General features: G+C 32.4%; 9 protein-coding genes. 4 read left to right on the top strand and 5 right to left on the bottom strand.

The window, feature by feature from the left end:
• Positions 1–524 precede the first annotated feature (524 nt).
• Positions 525–992: a UpxY family transcription antiterminator gene (locus GSY47_RS06425; RefSeq protein ID WP_179004872.1), complete on the top strand. Its 468-nt coding sequence runs from the start codon at positions 525–527 to the stop codon at positions 990–992.
• A 93-nt stretch (positions 993–1,085) separates the two neighbouring features.
• On the opposite strand, the gene GSY47_RS06420 is transcribed toward GSY47_RS06425, so the two are convergent.
• The 5 genes from GSY47_RS06420 to GSY47_RS06400 all read right to left on the bottom strand — a co-directional run bounded on the left by GSY47_RS06420 (position 1,086) and on the right by GSY47_RS06400 (position 5,455).
• Positions 1,086–1,289, bottom strand: coding sequence for a helix-turn-helix domain-containing protein (locus tag GSY47_RS06420; RefSeq protein WP_091492894.1), 204 nt, complete (start codon positions 1,287–1,289; stop codon positions 1,086–1,088).
• 76 nt (positions 1,290–1,365) lie between these two features.
• Positions 1,366–1,596: a helix-turn-helix transcriptional regulator gene (locus tag GSY47_RS06415; RefSeq protein ID WP_091492892.1), complete on the bottom strand. Its 231-nt coding sequence runs from the start codon at positions 1,594–1,596 to the stop codon at positions 1,366–1,368.
• 510 nt (positions 1,597–2,106) lie between these two features.
• Positions 2,107–4,290 (bottom strand): hypothetical protein, encoded by a 2,184-nt coding sequence (locus tag GSY47_RS06410; protein WP_179004870.1) that lies wholly within the window; start codon positions 4,288–4,290, stop codon positions 2,107–2,109.
• Complete coding sequence (locus GSY47_RS06405) at positions 4,287–5,015, bottom strand: hypothetical protein (protein ID WP_179004868.1); 729 nt, start codon at positions 5,013–5,015, stop codon at positions 4,287–4,289. Before GSY47_RS06405 ends, GSY47_RS06410 begins: the two co-directional genes overlap by 4 nt.
• A gap of 14 nt (positions 5,016–5,029) precedes the next feature.
• The gene (locus GSY47_RS06400; protein WP_179004866.1) at positions 5,030–5,455 is read right to left on the bottom strand and encodes a T9SS type A sorting domain-containing protein; all 426 of its coding nucleotides are present in this window, start codon (positions 5,453–5,455) and stop codon (positions 5,030–5,032) included.
• Positions 5,456–6,471: 1,016 nt separating this feature from the next.
• On the opposite strand from GSY47_RS06400, the gene GSY47_RS06395 reads away from it, so the two are divergent.
• From GSY47_RS06395 to GSY47_RS06385, 3 genes are all read left to right on the top strand, one after another.
• Positions 6,472–11,817 carry a polyketide synthase gene (locus GSY47_RS06395; RefSeq protein WP_179004864.1) on the top strand — a complete coding sequence of 1,782 codons (5,346 nt, stop codon included), beginning with the start codon at positions 6,472–6,474 and terminating at the stop codon, positions 11,815–11,817.
• A gap of 82 nt (positions 11,818–11,899) precedes the next feature.
• A complete protein-coding gene (locus GSY47_RS06390) occupies positions 11,900–15,910 on the top strand; it encodes a non-ribosomal peptide synthetase (RefSeq protein WP_179004862.1) in 4,011 nt (1,336 codons plus the stop codon).
• Entirely contained in the window at positions 15,897–16,688 is a 792-nt protein-coding gene (locus tag GSY47_RS06385; RefSeq protein WP_179004860.1) for a 4'-phosphopantetheinyl transferase family protein, read from the top strand. The genes GSY47_RS06390 and GSY47_RS06385 overlap by 14 nt, the downstream gene beginning before the upstream one ends.
• Positions 16,689–16,772 lie beyond the last annotated feature (84 nt).

The following is a 16,772-nucleotide window of genomic DNA, read 5'->3' as shown; positions in this document are numbered from 1 at the left end:
CGAAGCTTTTTCATTAATTTTTGAATAAGGGTTCCCCGTGAATAGTTACATTTTAACTACTCAAAAAAGAAAAATAAAATGGTGAAAATTTTAAAAAATTACTGCTGGTTACTGCTTTAAAAATGATCCAATTTTTGATTCGTAAAACATAAAATTTAGACCAATAATAACAATATAACTATTGCAATAATTTAAGATAAAATTAGAATAATACGACTGATGAGAAATTTCATTTTTGTTGCTAAATGTCCTTAATAAGGAAATTTTACTATAAAAAGCATCCATAATTTTCGAGTGTCAGAATTAAATTTACTCCTTAGTTTATAGATAAAAAGTCTGATAGCTTTAAAGACGTTTTTTTCAATCTCTATTTCTAATTTGACTTGAAAAAGCTTTCTTAAACAAGAGGCAAAATTGTACTATGAGTTATCTCTTATCAATGAATTAAAAAGAATGTTTATCTAAACAAAGAGCTTTACTTTTTTAAACAACTATTTTAAAATACAATTAATACAGTAACAATTATGAAATGGTATGTAGTATACACCAAACCTAAATGGGAAAAAAGAGCCGCAGAACAATTAAGCAAGTTTAATATAAACTGTTATTGCCCTGTTATAAAAAAAGTCCAGCAAAGATCAGATAGGAAAGTGAAGGTGGAAGTACCATTGTTTAATCATTACATATTTGTTCAATTAGCCGAAAAAGATAGAAATCTTGTATTTCATTCTCCTGGAGTTGTTCGCTTTTTATTTTGGCTCGGAAGACATGCTGTAGTTAAAGACCAAGAAATTGAAACTATTAAAGAGTGGTTGAATACTGGAGATACAGCTTCAGAAATATCTGTTATGCAATATCAAATTGGAGATAAAGTACATTTAAATTCTGGTCCGTTTTGCGATCAAAATGCGGTTGTAAAGGATATTACAAAAACGCACTATGTATTAATTTTGGAATCTTTAGGATATGTTTTAAAGGTAAAACATAAATAATAATTAATGAAAAAAAAGAGTTTTTCAAGAAATTACACCTTACTTGAAACTCTTCTTTTTCATGAAGAAAGCAGATGATAATTGGAAAAAATATTAATTTTCCAATTGGAAGATTTGGCTTTTTTTGATGCCTAGAATTTTTACTAATCGATCCAATTTAGATAGTTTAAGATCTATCATTCCATTTTCGATTTTCTCATATGTTTTTACGCTCATTTCCATTTGAATAGCTACATATTCTGGAGTATGATTATTTTGTAACCGATACTCTTTTATCTTTAAGTAGTAATTTTCCATGATCTTAATTTTTTATTACTTTTTTAAACTTTTAAAGTTTGTTTTTATAATATTTAACAAATTATAGGAAGAGATTCTATCTGGTCTCACTAAAGAAAATTGAAACGTCGAATTTAAAGATGAACTCTATTGAAACCTCCAAAACTTTTGAAATTTCAATCAGTTTGGAAACTGTCAAATCAACATCACCTCTTTCAATCTTACCATAACCGCTTGTACTCATTTTTAGTTCGGCTGCTACGTATTCCCTAGTCAAATTTTTTAATTCTCTTATCTTTCTAATATTTTCGTATACACTATATTTCATAAAAAATAAAAAATATAAATAATTCGTATTTTGGAGGTATCGTCACAATTCATTATAAAATTATCTGCAAGGCATTTCAATTTATTTTACAAAAAAATCAACTTAGAACACCAACCATTCAATTATTAATAAGATTTAAAGCTAAATGACTATTTTTCTTTATCATTCATTTTAAATTTCGATCAAAAATATATAATGTTTCGAGTTTATAATAATAAATCTGTTCAACGGATTTTAAAATCCGATAAAATACAACATGACGAGTTTTAAGGCTCTTAGTTAAGTCTAATATTGATATAAAAACCTTATGATGTAAGAAAATAATCGCGTAGTTTTACCCGTCGCACAACTTAATTACAGTAGCTTTCTCAGTAAAAAATAAAAAAGAGGCTGAGAATTAGATTAACTAATTTCAACCTCTTTTTATAAGTGTTTTTTGTAGATATTATATCAGATTATTTTTCAAACTCAAAGAATATAAAAAATAATTAAAATCTTTACGCAATCTTTCTATTGTGTCACTAAAAGCTGTGGGTAAGGATTTGGTGTTTCATTTATCAATATAATGGGCACATTATCTTTCATATTTACTAACAGCTTACTAAAAGCAGTATTGGATTGTAAATTACTATTTACATATACCCCTTGAGTCATTCCGTAAGTTCTTGTAACAGTTCCTTTAATGGTTGAATTAAGTATATAGTTGCTCATTTGATAATGTACAGTCGAAGAAAACACTGGAATATTATCCTGCAGCGTACAACCTTCCATAAAACTTCCTTGTCCTCTAATTATAGCGTCTGTGCTTGCATTATTATAGAAATTACAGCTGTATAACGACAAAGGAGCATCTCGTATAATATGAGGTCCTTTATGATTCGTAAAATCGCAATTAGCCGCTATAGGAAAATTATGTCCGGAAATATCAAACGCTAAACTATTTCCATCAAACTTACAATTGACCCATGCATTTAGATTATCGGCTCTTGTTGCTTTCATAGATACTGCCGTTCCGCAGTTTAAAAACTGTCCGTTGTAGAAAACAACTTTATCCACATATCCCGCTTCTTTAATCGTATATACAGGATTCGGATCTTGGAAGAATCCTATGTTACAATTTACAAAACTTAAACTATCAAAAAAGCAGTTGTCTAATCCAAAAATTCGATACAAATGAATACCATAGTTTTGATTTCTAAATACAACATATTTTAAATTTGTAAAAGCAATCAAATCCATTTCATCAGGAGCATATACTCCAACGCTTCCACCTTGTAATGTTAAATGAGAAAGCACGAAATTATTATCACCTGTTGCAGATTCAGAAAGTGTTATTAAAGGGAAATCGTCTTTTAGACCAACAATTACTGTTTTTCCTGTTCCTGCTCCAATAATACCTTTTGTTCCGTCTACGGGCATTTTTAAAGTTGAACTAATATAAAAAGTACCTTCAGGAAGTTCTGCAATACCTTTAGTATTTATTAAATTCTGAATATAACTAGTATTATCTGTTTTTCCCGATCTATCAGACGCCCAATTCGGGCCTAAAGGATCTGGCAATGTTTCCCACGTTGTACGGCTGAATGGTGTATATTTTGTACCTACAATAGCTGTAGAAATAGCAGATGAACCTGAAATAGCAGCGTTCTGAGATGTTCCATTCAAAGTAACCTCTTTATCCAGTCCTATTCCTCGGATATGCGCTTTTAAGTCAAATCCTGTAACAGGCGAAGTACTTCTTTTATAAGTATCATGTTCTCCAACAAAATAAAGCACATTAGTTTTTCCTGATACAGATGGAGCACCGCTTGTTCCTTCTCCTTGAATAAGTTTATTAAAGAAGAATAAATTATTGGCCGTAATATCAAAAGTTGGAGTTTGAACAGTAGAATATCCGTTTCCTCCTCCAAAATCTGTAATCTTTACATTCCCCATGTTCTGCATATACAACATAGGTTTAGTACCTGTACCACTGAAATTCCAAGCTTCACTATCTAGTCCAACAAAAGTCATCGACTGAAGATTATTAATATCTGTAGCATCTCCCGCTGGTGTTAAGAAGTTAGAATGTAAATGTACATTTCCGTAACTAGGGGTTGTGCTGTTTCCTTTCATTACAAGCTGATTGGACGTGCCATGTACCTGATGCTTTATGATTTTATTATTTCTAAAATATCCTGATGCACTACAATCAAATTGTATGGCACTCATTACATTAATAAATAAATTGTTTTCTATTTGAGCATTGGTTGCTTTTACAGTGGCCCATTTGATTGACTTTAGCGTGCAATTAGAAATAACACCCCCAGCTTGAAAAGTTATCGTTTTACCATTTGGCAATAAATCCTGCAAAAGCACATTAGTACTTCCTGCTGCAATTGTAATATTGGATACTGGACTTAAAGTAGAATGTCCATATAATCGCTGATTACTTTTCATTACAATATCAACTCCCGTATAATCACCTTTTTCTAATCGTACAGAACCATACTTATCTAAGGCAGCTTGAATAGTTGCTTTTTGAGTAACTGGTAACAAATAAGCATTAAAATAATCAATTTCTTCTTTTTGGTTATTTACGCCTGGAGTTACTACTGGAGGAGTAGTTTTCACTGGAGCTTCATCTATTGCATAATGATAGTTCTGAGAAAAAACTGCAGTTGAAAAGAGTAAAAAATAAATTAAATGCTTCATTGTCCTGAAATAATATAGGAATTTGTGCCTGTTTTTCTAAGAAATCCAAACCTTACGTTTCCAGCTGTGCTTGTAAATTTCCCACTTCCGCCAGCGGTATAATTAAGAGCAACACCAGAAGCTGCCTGAATTGTAAGCACTGCACCGTTATGAGCTTCCAAATTGATAGTTTCACCCACCGCCATACTTCCAAAATCAGAAGTTAGAGTTAATGTGGAGGATGTTGTACATTCTATTGTATTGTTGATATCTGCAACAGCAATATTTCTCGAAGAAGTAAATGAAACAATTACAGCTCTGCTCGCAGCTGCAGTTGTCGAACCCGCTGTTTTTGCATACAATGCGTACGGAACGCTTAAAAGCTGTGTAACTCCTGTAATGTTATAATTAGTCCCTCCTTTTACATCGACTTGTGTTTCTATGAAATAAGGTCCTTTATCCCAAGCAATTTGACTAAAATTACCAGTAACAATTGTTCCAGTTCCTATTTCAAGAGAAACCAAACCATTACCATTTGTATTTACAGAATGAGTTTCCTGATAAACATTAGTTCCAGTAGCAGTACCTTGATGTACAATAATTTTAAGACTAATTCTTGAGTTAACAACCAAACTATTATCCTGTGCTCGAATAATTGCCTGATAACTCATTTTTTCAGGTGATTGTGCAAATACCTTAAACGTAACAGTCACAAATAATAATAAAAGGGTATGTGCAAGTTTCATTAGATCTATATTTTTTAATTTTTAATTATTTTAAATGATTTCAGAATTTGGCTGTCATTATATACTACCAATATATAAATAGACGGACTAAGATAACTGAGGCTTACTTGAGCTTCGGTCTGATTAATTAAATTTTGCTTCAAAAGCCTTCCTTGTATATCATAAAGTCTATAATATTTCTGTCCTTCAAGCTCTAATCCGGTCATACTAATGTTTACAAAATCTATTGCTGGATTTGGGAAAGCAACTATTTGCGTTGTAGGTTTTTCTATATCTGGGATATCTAATGAAGTGCCAGCTTCTTGGTGTTGTATACCTTGCGCTACATTATAAACAGATTCTACACCAATATAAGTATAAAATACTTGTCCAATAGAATAAGTTACCGTTCCAGAACTACCACTTGCACTGCTTCCAGAAGCAATAATGGTTTCCATCATTTCATTTGAATTCGGGGACGTCGTTTGGCTAATTCCTACAAAAGGAATCAATAACATTATTACTAATAGTAGGTTGATATTTATCGATTTCAGATACTTCACAATTGCGTATAATTCTCTTGTTTATTTATACTGCAAAAATATTTAATTTCAAAAAATAATCGATAAAAATAATAATAATTCCGATTAAATACCTAAAATGTAGTATTTTAATGACTATTTACTTACATTGAAAAAGTTAAATTTTTCTTTTTCTTGGATGGTCAATTGTAAAAAAAGACTTTTAATATAGTATTACTTTAAAGATGTATTTGAAATATTTTTGGCTTAAATCTAAATAGGTTAGTACTACTAAAATTAACGCCGTTTTATTTCATAAATTACATCTATAGATGCTTTTTATTTAATCCTCAAAATACCTAGCTATATTATTTGTATTTCATAATTATCACTTAATGTAACGATTAATCTATGCATTTAATTAACGCATTTGTATCTAATTACAAATCAAAAAGATAGGTATCGCAAAAATAAATATTTATTCCATATTTTATATACTTAAAATATCTTTTTTGAGAAAAAGCAACAATTCATACTACAAAAAGCCCTCTTTATAACCTCAAAAATTGATAAAAAAAGGCATTTAGAAGCAAAAAATCCCTCCAAAATCTCCTTACAATTTTTAATAAAATTTGCCTTATACAATTTAAAACATGCTATTCATCGAGAATAATAGCTTTATATGGAAAATGCAAGATTTACTGAAAAAAAATTCCTTTTTTTGATCAACTTATTAAAGAATAAGTGAAAAATACCATTTTAATACAGAGCCAAAATAAAAGCCAGAACCAATTAAAATTCTTACATCTATTTATTGACAAAGCTGCTAATTGTAATTAAAACTACAATTATATATCGCTAAAAAACTAAATAACAAGGTTTTAACCAAGTTTCATTTTTAGTAACGCCGATTTTATCATATTATTTTGCTCAATTTTAATTTTAATATCATTAAAATGAAAAGATCTAATAACAATAGTTTTGACAAAGAGGTAAATTGGAAAAAAATGAGTTATCCTCAAAATGCATTGCATGAGCTTTTTATAAAGCAAGCCGAGGCAACTCCAAATTCAACAGCACTTGAATTTGACAATCAAAAAATTACCTATAAAGAATTAGCAAAAACCATAAATCAAATGGCTAACTATTTTTTAGCCCAAGGTTTATGTCCTGGACAGTTTGTAGCTGTATCTATGGAAAGAAATCCTAATTTAATTGCTTCTCTATTGGCAATTCTGCAATGTGGAGCAGCCTATTTACCATTAGATCCAAAATTTCCAGCCGAACGCCTAGAATTTATGCTGGAAGATTCAGAAGCTAGTTTTTTACTAACTACCAAACTGCTATCGGCTTCATTACCAAAAAATTCCAAAAACATACTAATAGAAGAGGTATTGTCTTCACTTGATCAATATCCAGATTTATCACTAACTATTTCAGTTCCTAATAAATCAGTGGCCTATATAATGTATACTTCTGGATCAACTGGAAAACCAAAAGGAGTAACTGTAACACATAAGAACTTAGTAAACTTTCTTTACAGTATGGCAATTGAGCCTGGTATTCAACCAGAAGACAAACTGCTTTCTATTACTACCATTTCCTTTGACATTGCAGGTTTAGAATTATTTTTACCTTTAATTACAGGTGCTTCAGTAGTTTTTGCCGATTATGAAACTACTCGAGACGGGCATCTTTTACTAAATCATTTACAAAAAAAGGAAATTACAATATTACAAGCTACTCCAACGACATGGCAGATGTTGCTTGATGCGGGCTGGGAAAATCCATTACCATTAAAAGCTTTATGCGGCGGTGAAGCGATGCCTTTGAATCTAGCTCGTAAACTTACTGAAAGATGTGAATCTCTTTGGAATATGTATGGACCTACTGAAACTACGGTTTGGTCTGCAGTAAAACAAATTAAATCTGATGATGAATTAATTACGATTGGACTTCCAATTGCAAATACTCAAATTTATTTGTTAGATGAAAAAGGTAAAATGGTTGAATCAGGAGAAATTGGGGAAATCGTTATTGGTGGAGACGGAGTCGCAGAAGGTTACTGGAAACGTCCAGAACTTACAGCCGAAAAATTTATTCCCGACTCAGTTAGAGCAACACCTAATTCCGTTCTATATCGCACAGGAGATTTAGGAAAATTACTCCCAAATGGAGAGTTCCAATGTTTAGGACGTATAGATCATCAGGTAAAAATAAGAGGCCATCGAATTGAACTTGGCGAAATTGAAGCTACTTTAAATACGCTGTCAGGTATTAAACAATCTGCAGTTATTGTAAGCCGTCATCTTGGAAACGAAGATAAACTTATAGCTTATCTAAAATCTGATGATCAATTACAAGATGAAAAACAAATTCACGAGTCACTTTCTAAAGTACTGCCAGAAATATTATTGCCTTCAAAATATATTTGGGTCGATGAATTTCCAATAACACCAAACGGAAAAATTGACAAAAAAAACTTACCAGTTCCTGAATATAATAGACCTGATTCGGCACCACTTTTCAAAAAACCAAATACGCAGCTGGAAAAAGATATTGCAAAAATCTGGAGCGAAGAACTAAAAATAACAAGCATTGGTATCGACGATGACTTTTTTGATATGGGAGGAAGTTCGGTGCTTGCACAAAAAGTAACAACCTTAATGAGACAGCAACTATCGAAAGATCTACCAGTTTCAAAAATTTATATTCATCCTACAATTAGAGAATTAGCAGTTATTTTAGAAGAAAACAACAATGAGAATAATAAAGAAGACATCTTTACATTCAAAAGCACAAATAACAAAACAGACTCGCAAGACATTGCTATTATTGGTATGGCCGGAAGATTTCCAGGTTCAGACACTATAGACGAGTTATGGGAAAATCTTAGAGACGGAAAAGAAACGATTTCTTTATTTACTAAAGAAGAATTAGACAGCAGTTTACCAGAAAGTCTTCGCAATGATCCGCTTTATATTGGAGCAAGAGGAATTTTGCCTTCAGCCAAAACATTTGATTCTGCTTTCTTTGGCTTAAATCCGCAGCTTGCCGCCGCAATGGATCCTCAAATCAGAATATTTTTGGAGATTTCATACGAAGCACTAGAACAAGCTGGACATTTACCAAAACATTACAAAGGAAGTATTGCAGTATATTCAGGCAGTGAAATCAATTCTTACTATGAAAATAATATCTTTTCAAACAAAGAATTAAAAAGTGCTATAGGCGATTTACAAATCTATACCGTTAATGGAAAAGATTTTATTGCTCCCCGTACTTCGTACCATTTAAATCTTAAAGGTCCATCTGTAAGCGTTCACTCTGCCTGCTCTACTTCATTATTAGCAATTGCCGAAGCTGTAAAAGCAATAAGAACCGGCATGTGCGATATTGCCCTTGCAGGAGGATCAAGCGTAACGGCACCAATAAACAGTGGACACCTTTATGATGACGGTTTTATTAAAAGTCCAGACGGTTCTACCCGATCTTTTGACGCTTCTGGAAAAGGAACTGTTTTTAGTGACGGAGCCGGAGTAGTTGTTCTTAAAAGACTCCAAGAAGCTGAAAAAGATGGAGATATTATCTATGGCGTAATTAAAGGTGTTGGTGTAAATAACGACGGAGGTGATAAAGGAAGCTTTATGGCTCCAAGTCCAAAAGGACAAGCGGGTGCTATAATTAATGCTTTTAATGATGCACAAGTATCACCTTCTACAATTAGTTACATGGAAGCGCATGGTACCGCAACTCCTATTGGCGATCCAATAGAAATTGAAGGTCTTAAAATAGCTTATGGCAAACAAGAAAAAAATAATTATTGTGCATTAGGTTCTATCAAAAGTAACATGGGACATACCACAGCCGCCGCTGGTGTAGCAGGAGTAATTAAGGTATTATTGGCAATGCGACATAAAAAAATACCTCCAATGGTAAATTTTGTAAAACCAAATCCAAATATTGACTTTGATAATAGTCCGTTTTATGTCAACAACACTTTAATTGATTGGAATGCGGATGGTAAAAGAAGAGCCGGTGTAAGTTCATTTGGTATTGGAAGTACAAATGTTCACACTATCCTAGAAGAATATGATAAAACGCCTGTTCCTTCTTCAGCTTCGCGTCCTTTACAACTCTTAATGTGGTCTGCAAAAAATCAAAACAGTTTACTGGGCTACGAAAATGCTTTAGGTCATTTTATTGATAAATCAAGAGAAATACCGCTGGCAGATATTGCTTATTCATTAAATATGACTAGAGATGATTTCAATCATAGAAGTTTTTTGATCTCTAATTCTACAGCTGATGCTGCTGAAAAATTACTTTGTCTAAAAGCCAAAACCACTAAATCTTCAGTTTTAAAAAGTGCACCATCAGAAATAGGCTTTCTATTTCCTGGACAAGGATCTCAATATGTCCAGATGGGTAAAACGCTTTATGATAACGAAAAAGTATATCGTGAAGCTGTAGATAAATGTGCCGAATTATTGATGGATGAGTTAAAACTTGATATTCGACATATAATATACCCAAAAGACGATTGTCCTGAAGCCGAAGAGCAGTTAAAAAACACTCGATTAACACAACCTTCTCTATTTGTCACAGAATATGCATTAGCACAATTGTGGATGAGCTGGGGAATAAAACCAACTTTTCTATGTGGTCATAGTATTGGTGAATTTGCTGCCGCACATCTGGCTGGAATTCTCAGTTTAAAAGATGCATTACATATCGTTACGGTTAGAGGGAAATTAATCAGTGGACTGCCTGGCGGATCAATGTTAATTGTACGTGTTCCTATTGATCAATTAAACCAATTGATTCCTAACACACTTTCGATTGCGGCAATAAATTCAACTCAATTCTGTGTTGTTTCTGGAAGAAAAGAAGATATCGCCGCTTTCAATCAAGAACTAGATGCTAAAGAAATTCCAAACAAACTTTTGAACACAAGTCATGCTTTTCATTCTTTTATGATGGAACCTATTTTAGATGACTTCAAAAATGAATTAGAAAAAGTAAAACTTAACATTCCAAGATTACCAATTATTTCTACTGCATCTGGAACATGGCTTACAGATACTGAAGCAACAAGTACAACATATTGGGTAAACCAACTAAAAAACACTGTCCGATTTGCAGACGCAATGGATACCGCTTTTGAGTTAGATGATTTTATACTGTTGGAAGTTGGTCCTGGACAAACGTTAACGACCTTAGCTCGTCAACAAGCCGCTGGAAAAATCATTCCTGTTTTCCCAAGTTTAAATTTCCCAAAAGACGAACAGGATAATGAATATTCTACCCTGTTAAATGCTTTAGGCGATTTATGGGCAAGAGGAGTAAATCCAGACTGGAAAGCTTTTTATAGCACACAGCAAAGACAAAAAATTGAACTGCCAAGTTATGTTTTTGACCGTAAACCTTGCTGGATTGAACCGCTAGGAGTTATTGAAACTATAGTGGTTCAAAAACCTGTTAGTATTGATACATCTCATATTGAGACTCAAAACAACGACATCATAAATACTAAAACAACTAATTCTAGAAAAGATTCGGTATTGATTAAGATATCAGAAATCATAAAAAATGCTTCTGGAATAACGTATGAATCTGAAGCTGTAGACAATACTTTCTTAGAATTAGGTTTAGATTCGTTATCACTTACACAACTATCAGGAAAACTGAAAAAAGAGTTCGATTTACCAATTACATTTAGACAACTCAACGAAGCATATTCAACACCATCACTTTTAGCTGAATATATAGAATCAAACCTTCCTGAAGAACAACTGAATATTCCAATTACAGAGATTGAAATACCTGCTGTTCAAACTATTGATTCAACAGCTTTATCAACTAGTATACAATTATCATCCAGTCAAAATCAGATTTCATTGGAGCAAATTGTTCAACAGATTCATCTTTTAAGCCAAAAAGTAGATCAATTACAAAATTACCAGACTACTTCAGTTAATGGGAATGGTTCCTTTACAAATTTAAAAGCAGAACATTTTGATTCTGTTAAATTTAGTAATGAAAACATAACGGAAACAAATGGGACTAACGGACATATTAATGGAGCTAATGGTTTTCTAAAAAAAGAAAAAATACTTGATCATTCAAAAGTTAATGGCCAACCACTTTCTGAAAGCAATAGTTCAGAAAAAAAATACACGATAAAAGCAACTGAACCTCCGGTACAAGGCAGCAAACTAGGTCGGGACGAAAATGGAAATCCTGCATGGTTTATTCCAGATCCCAATCAAAATGGAAGTTTGATAAAAATCAAACTTTAAAAATCAGATAAGGACAAGAGATAACTAATATTTTAAATTGTCAATTTAAAAACTGTTCAATTACATTTAAAATAGAAAAACAATGAAAAATCAACCTCAAATACAAACAGAAATGGAAACTGAAACTTTAATTCAATTTAATCCATTTTCGCCTGAAATCGAACGAGTAATTTATACCACCAATTCGCAGCAGGAAATTTGGTCAGATTGCATTTTTGGAGGCAGTGATGCAAACAAGGCTTATAACCTATCTGTATCTATTAAATTTAAAGGTAACTTGTCAGTAGATATTTTCGAAAAGGCTCTAAATACTTTGGTGGAGCGACACGAAGGTTTGCGAGCTGTATTTAGTCCAGACGGTCGTTTTATGTGCATCTACAGTAATTATACTATCGAAATTTCGCATAATGATTTTTCTAATCTTCCTGTTGCTGAAAAAGAACCTGCAACAAATGCCTTAATTAAAGAAGAGGTTAACAAACTTTTTGATCTTGTAAGTGGTCCCTTATTTAGAGTTAATCTGCTTAAAGTCGATGATTTTGAACATCTTGCCACTTTAACAATTCATCATATTATTGGAGACGGATTAAGTATTGATATTATCTTAGAAGAGCTTGGCACACTTTATTCTGCTTATTTCGAAAATAAAAAACCTCACTTACCAACTCCAGAACGTTTTAGTGAATTTGCCGAAAGAATTAATTCATTTATGGAAAGCCATGAATACAAATCCCTTGAAGACTTTTGGATCAATATCTATAAAGAATCAGTTCCAACTATTGAATTACCATTAGATTTTACGAGACCTGCTTTACGAACTTATAATAGTGATCGAATTGATTTTCCTTTAGATGATACCATCATAAATGAACTAAAAAATATAGGCATAAATTCAGGATGCAGTTTAGTTACTACTTTGTTAGCCGCTTTTGAAATTTTCTTATGCAAAACTACAGGTCAAAATGATTTAGTGGTTGGATTTCCTTCCTCAGGAAATACATTGTACGATATGAGACAATTGGTTGGCGATTGTGTTAACCTGCTTCCCTTACGCAGTAAAATTACTCCTGATATTAGTTTTGCAGAATATTTAAAACAGCGAAATTCTGAATTGTTTGATGCATACGAACATCAGCAAGTAAGTTTTGGCCATCTTTTAAAAAGTTTTGCTATAGCAAGAGATCCTTCTAGAATTCCTCTTGTACCAGTTATATTAACAGTTGATTTAGCACGAACTATTGAAAATGAATTTTCATATACAGGTCTTACGCATAGTTTTAACGCAAACCCAAGACAATATGGAACTTTTGAAATTCAGCTTCATATTTTTAGAGCTAAAGAAGGACCTTCATTTCAATGGACATACAACACAACACTCTTTAAACCAGAAACGATAAGCCAAATGATGACTTCGTATGAAGAAATAATCAAAGAGGTAATAGCTAACGCAAACAATCCGCTATCTGATTTAATTGGAGGTAATTATTTAACCGATTACACAGAGTTAAATAATACCGAAATGCCTTATCCAAACGTTACCTTAACTGAATTATTTAAAGTACAGGCAGAAAAAACACCAGAAAATATTGCATTAGAATTTCATGATTCAAAAATGAGCTATTTTGAAGTGCAAGAAAAAGTAAATCAATTTGCACATTATTTAAAGGCACAAGGCATCCAATCTGGTGATTTTATAGCTGTTTCATTTCCAAGAAGCCCAGAACTGCTTTATACATTGTTAGCCATTATGCAATGTGGAGCTGCATATTTACCATTAGACCCAGAATATCCTAAAGAACGTTTAGAATTAATGCTAAACGATTCAGGCGCAAAAGTCTTGTTAACTAGTAAAGAAGTCTTTGCATCGTTACCTTCATGGTCACAAATGCTTTTTATAGAAGATATCATAGATTCATTGAATCAATATTCGACAGTACCACTTTCTTTTACTCTTAGCGCCGAAAACACTGCATATATACTTTATACATCAGGATCAACAGGAAATCCAAAAGGAGTACCGATCACTCATAAAAATTTAGTTAACTTTCTTTGGAGTATGGCTTTGGAGCCTGGTATAAAGCAAGATGACAGACTGCTTTCTATCACTACAATTTCGTTTGACATTGCAGGATTAGAATTATATCTGCCTTTAATAAAAGGAGCAACATTAATTTTAGCCGATCATGAAACTGCGAGAGATGGAAGACTTTTACTTGATTTAGTAAAAAAAGAAAAAATAAATTTCTTACAGGCTACACCAACAACTTGGTCAATGCTTTTAGATTCAGGATGGTCTGAAAAGCTTCCAATTAAAGCACTATGCGGTGGTGAGGCAATGCCAGTTGACCTTGCTAAAGAGCTTTTAAATAAATGTGATACTCTTTGGAATGTTTACGGTCCAACAGAAACAACAATATGGTCTTCTTTAAAACAAATAAATGCCGATGATAAAATAATTACTATAGGTAAACCAATTGGAAATACACAAATTTACATAGTGGACGAACAAGGCCAGCTTGTTGCACCTGGAAATATTGGAGAAATTACAATTGGAGGCGATGGAGTTGCAAAAGGTTACTGGAACAGGCCAGAACTAACAGCTGAAAAATTCATTAAAAACAAGTTCTCCGACGATGAAAAAGAAATATTTTATCGAACAGGAGATTTAGGAAAGTTACTTCCTAATAATGAAATAGAATGTTTAGGTCGTTTAGACCAGCAAGTTAAAATTAGAGGGCATCGCATTGAGCCAGGTGAAGTTGAACAGGCACTTCTTTCTCTTGATGGCATAAAATCAGCTGTAGTATTGGCTGATGAAAATTTCCTAATTGCTCATATTGTACCTGATTCAGGAATAGAAGAAGCACAAACTAAAATTCCTGTATGGCGTGAAAGTTTAACTGCAAAATTACCAGCGCAACTAATTCCACATGATTTCAATTTGTTAGAAAAGATACCAACAACTCTTAACGGAAAAATAGATCGTAAAGCATTATCACAATACAAAGTCAGCAAAAAAATAACCTATACTGCACCGCGTACTGAAGAAGAAAATATAGTTGCAACTATTTGGAAAGAAAGCTTAAATATTGAAAATATCGATATTTTTAGCGATTTCTTTGAAATGGGCGGTCATTCAATCAAAGGTGTAAAAGTTATGATTGAAATAGAAAAACATACTGGTAAACGAATTCCATTATCAGCATTGTTCAAATATTCAACTGTCGAAAAATTTGCAAAATTATTAAATACAGGTACCGAAATTTATTCCGATTGTTTAGTTCCGATAAAACCAACGGGAAACAAACCGCCACTTTTTATCGTTCATGGTGCAGGACTCAATGTATTAAATTTCATAAATCTGAGTAAACACTTCGACGAAGATCAGCCGGTTTATGGTATCCAAGGTACTAAACCAAAAGGTTTTGATGGATGGTATGAATCAATAGAAGCAATGGCAGCACATTATATAGATGCTATTATCAAAGTAAATCCAAAAGGACCTTACGCGTTGGCAGGTTTTTCTTTTGGCGGAATTGTAGCTTTTGAAATGACACGCCAGCTAAAAGCACAAGGCAAAATAGTAAGTTTAACAGCATTACTAGATTCTTACGTAGATTCTTCATACTATTATGGAAATTATCGACGTAAACAACTTGTTCGCTATATGGATGTTACCTACAGAAGACTAGATTTCCTAAAAGAAATGTTATTAAGTTGGAAAGCCTTCAAAATGCGAATCAACGGCAAAAAAGAATACATCTTGCAAAGACATTTTGGAAAGAAAAAAATAATGTCCGAACAAGAAGAACTGGCCCTACAACAATTTATAGAAGCTGACAAGATGGTTAAAAAAATTGTAGACCTTTATCATCTTAAACCACAAAGTTTTCAAGTTGATTTATTTCGATCAAAAGACGATGATAATTACAAATTAGACCCAACACATTTAGGCTGGAAAAAAGCAGCATTAGGAGGAGTTACTATACATAATATCTCTGGTAATCACTTGAATATTGTAGCTCCACCAAATGATAAAGTATTAGCGAGATTAATTCAAGATATTTTAGATGAGAAACATGAAAACATCTAAGCTCTCTATTTCTTTTTCAGATGTAAAAAGTGCAGAATCGATCCCTGATAAAAAGTTTTTTTTAGACAGTAATGATATTATAATATATACCATTTATCTACCCAATTTTACCGATTTAAAAACTGAGCTTTCTAAATACCTAAGTGACAAAGAAATAAAAAAATCTAAACGCTATTACAAAGAATCAGACACTAATCGTTTTATTATTTATAGATCAATTTTAAAGTTTATTTTAGCCGCATACAGTAAATTACGTATAAAAGATATTTACTTTGATTATAATTTTAATAAGAAGCCGTATTTAATCTCTCATCCTTGGTTGCATTTTAATGTTTCTCATTCTGAGGAATTTGCGGCCATAGCAATTTCTCGAAAAAAAGTTGGATTAGATATTGAATATATGTCTAATGATTTCAAATTTACAACTCTTCTTCCCGATGTTTTTGAAGACAATGAGGTATTACAGATTCAAAATTCATCTGATATAAAACATGCCTTTTATACATCGTGGACTCGTAAAGAGGCCTTTGTAAAAGCATTGGGAAAAGGAATTGATGAAGATTTTAAAAACCTTCCTAGTTTAGATGGACAATACCATATTGATTCAACACTTTTACAAAACTCTCAAAATTGGCAGGTTTATAGTTTTGATTTTGCCGAAAATTATTTGGGAGCAGTAGCTTTTGAGGATATACCAGCAATTTCCAAAAACATCTCGCTATATAAAATTCCAAACAACATGGATGAGCTTCTCGAAATACTTCCAAAAAAGGATTAATAATTATTAATTTGGATAATTTATATCGTCTTCCTGCTGTCCGGGCTGTCTGCTGTATCTTTTGTTTTTTAAAGAAAAAAACAA

Source organism: Flavobacterium quisquiliarum (assembly GCF_019308285.1).
In the GTDB taxonomy this organism is placed as follows: domain Bacteria; phylum Bacteroidota; class Bacteroidia; order Flavobacteriales; family Flavobacteriaceae; genus Flavobacterium; species Flavobacterium quisquiliarum.
The sequence above is the reverse complement of the archived record's forward strand: the minus strand, read 5'-3'. Positions and strand labels throughout refer to the sequence as shown.

Excerpts from the sequence above, each read along its gene's own strand:
- GSY47_RS06425 (WP_179004872.1), top strand. The coding sequence starts at position 525 with ATGAAATGGTATGTAGTATACACCAAACCTAAATGGGAAAAAAGAGCC.
- GSY47_RS06420 (WP_091492894.1), bottom strand. The coding sequence starts at position 1,289 with ATGGAAAATTACTACTTAAAGATAAAAGAGTATCGGTTACAAAATAAT.
- GSY47_RS06415 (WP_091492892.1), bottom strand. The coding sequence starts at position 1,596 with ATGAAATATAGTGTATACGAAAATATTAGAAAGATAAGAGAATTAAAA.
- GSY47_RS06410 (WP_179004870.1), bottom strand. The coding sequence starts at position 4,290 with ATGAAGCATTTAATTTATTTTTTACTCTTTTCAACTGCAGTTTTTTCT.
- GSY47_RS06405 (WP_179004868.1), bottom strand. The coding sequence starts at position 5,015 with ATGAAACTTGCACATACCCTTTTATTATTATTTGTGACTGTTACGTTT.
- GSY47_RS06400 (WP_179004866.1), bottom strand. The coding sequence starts at position 5,455 with ATGATGGAAACCATTATTGCTTCTGGAAGCAGTGCAAGTGGTAGTTCT.
- GSY47_RS06395 (WP_179004864.1), top strand. The coding sequence starts at position 6,472 with ATGAAAAGATCTAATAACAATAGTTTTGACAAAGAGGTAAATTGGAAA.
- GSY47_RS06390 (WP_179004862.1), top strand. The coding sequence starts at position 11,900 with ATGAAAAATCAACCTCAAATACAAACAGAAATGGAAACTGAAACTTTA.
- GSY47_RS06385 (WP_179004860.1), top strand. The coding sequence starts at position 15,897 with ATGAAAACATCTAAGCTCTCTATTTCTTTTTCAGATGTAAAAAGTGCA.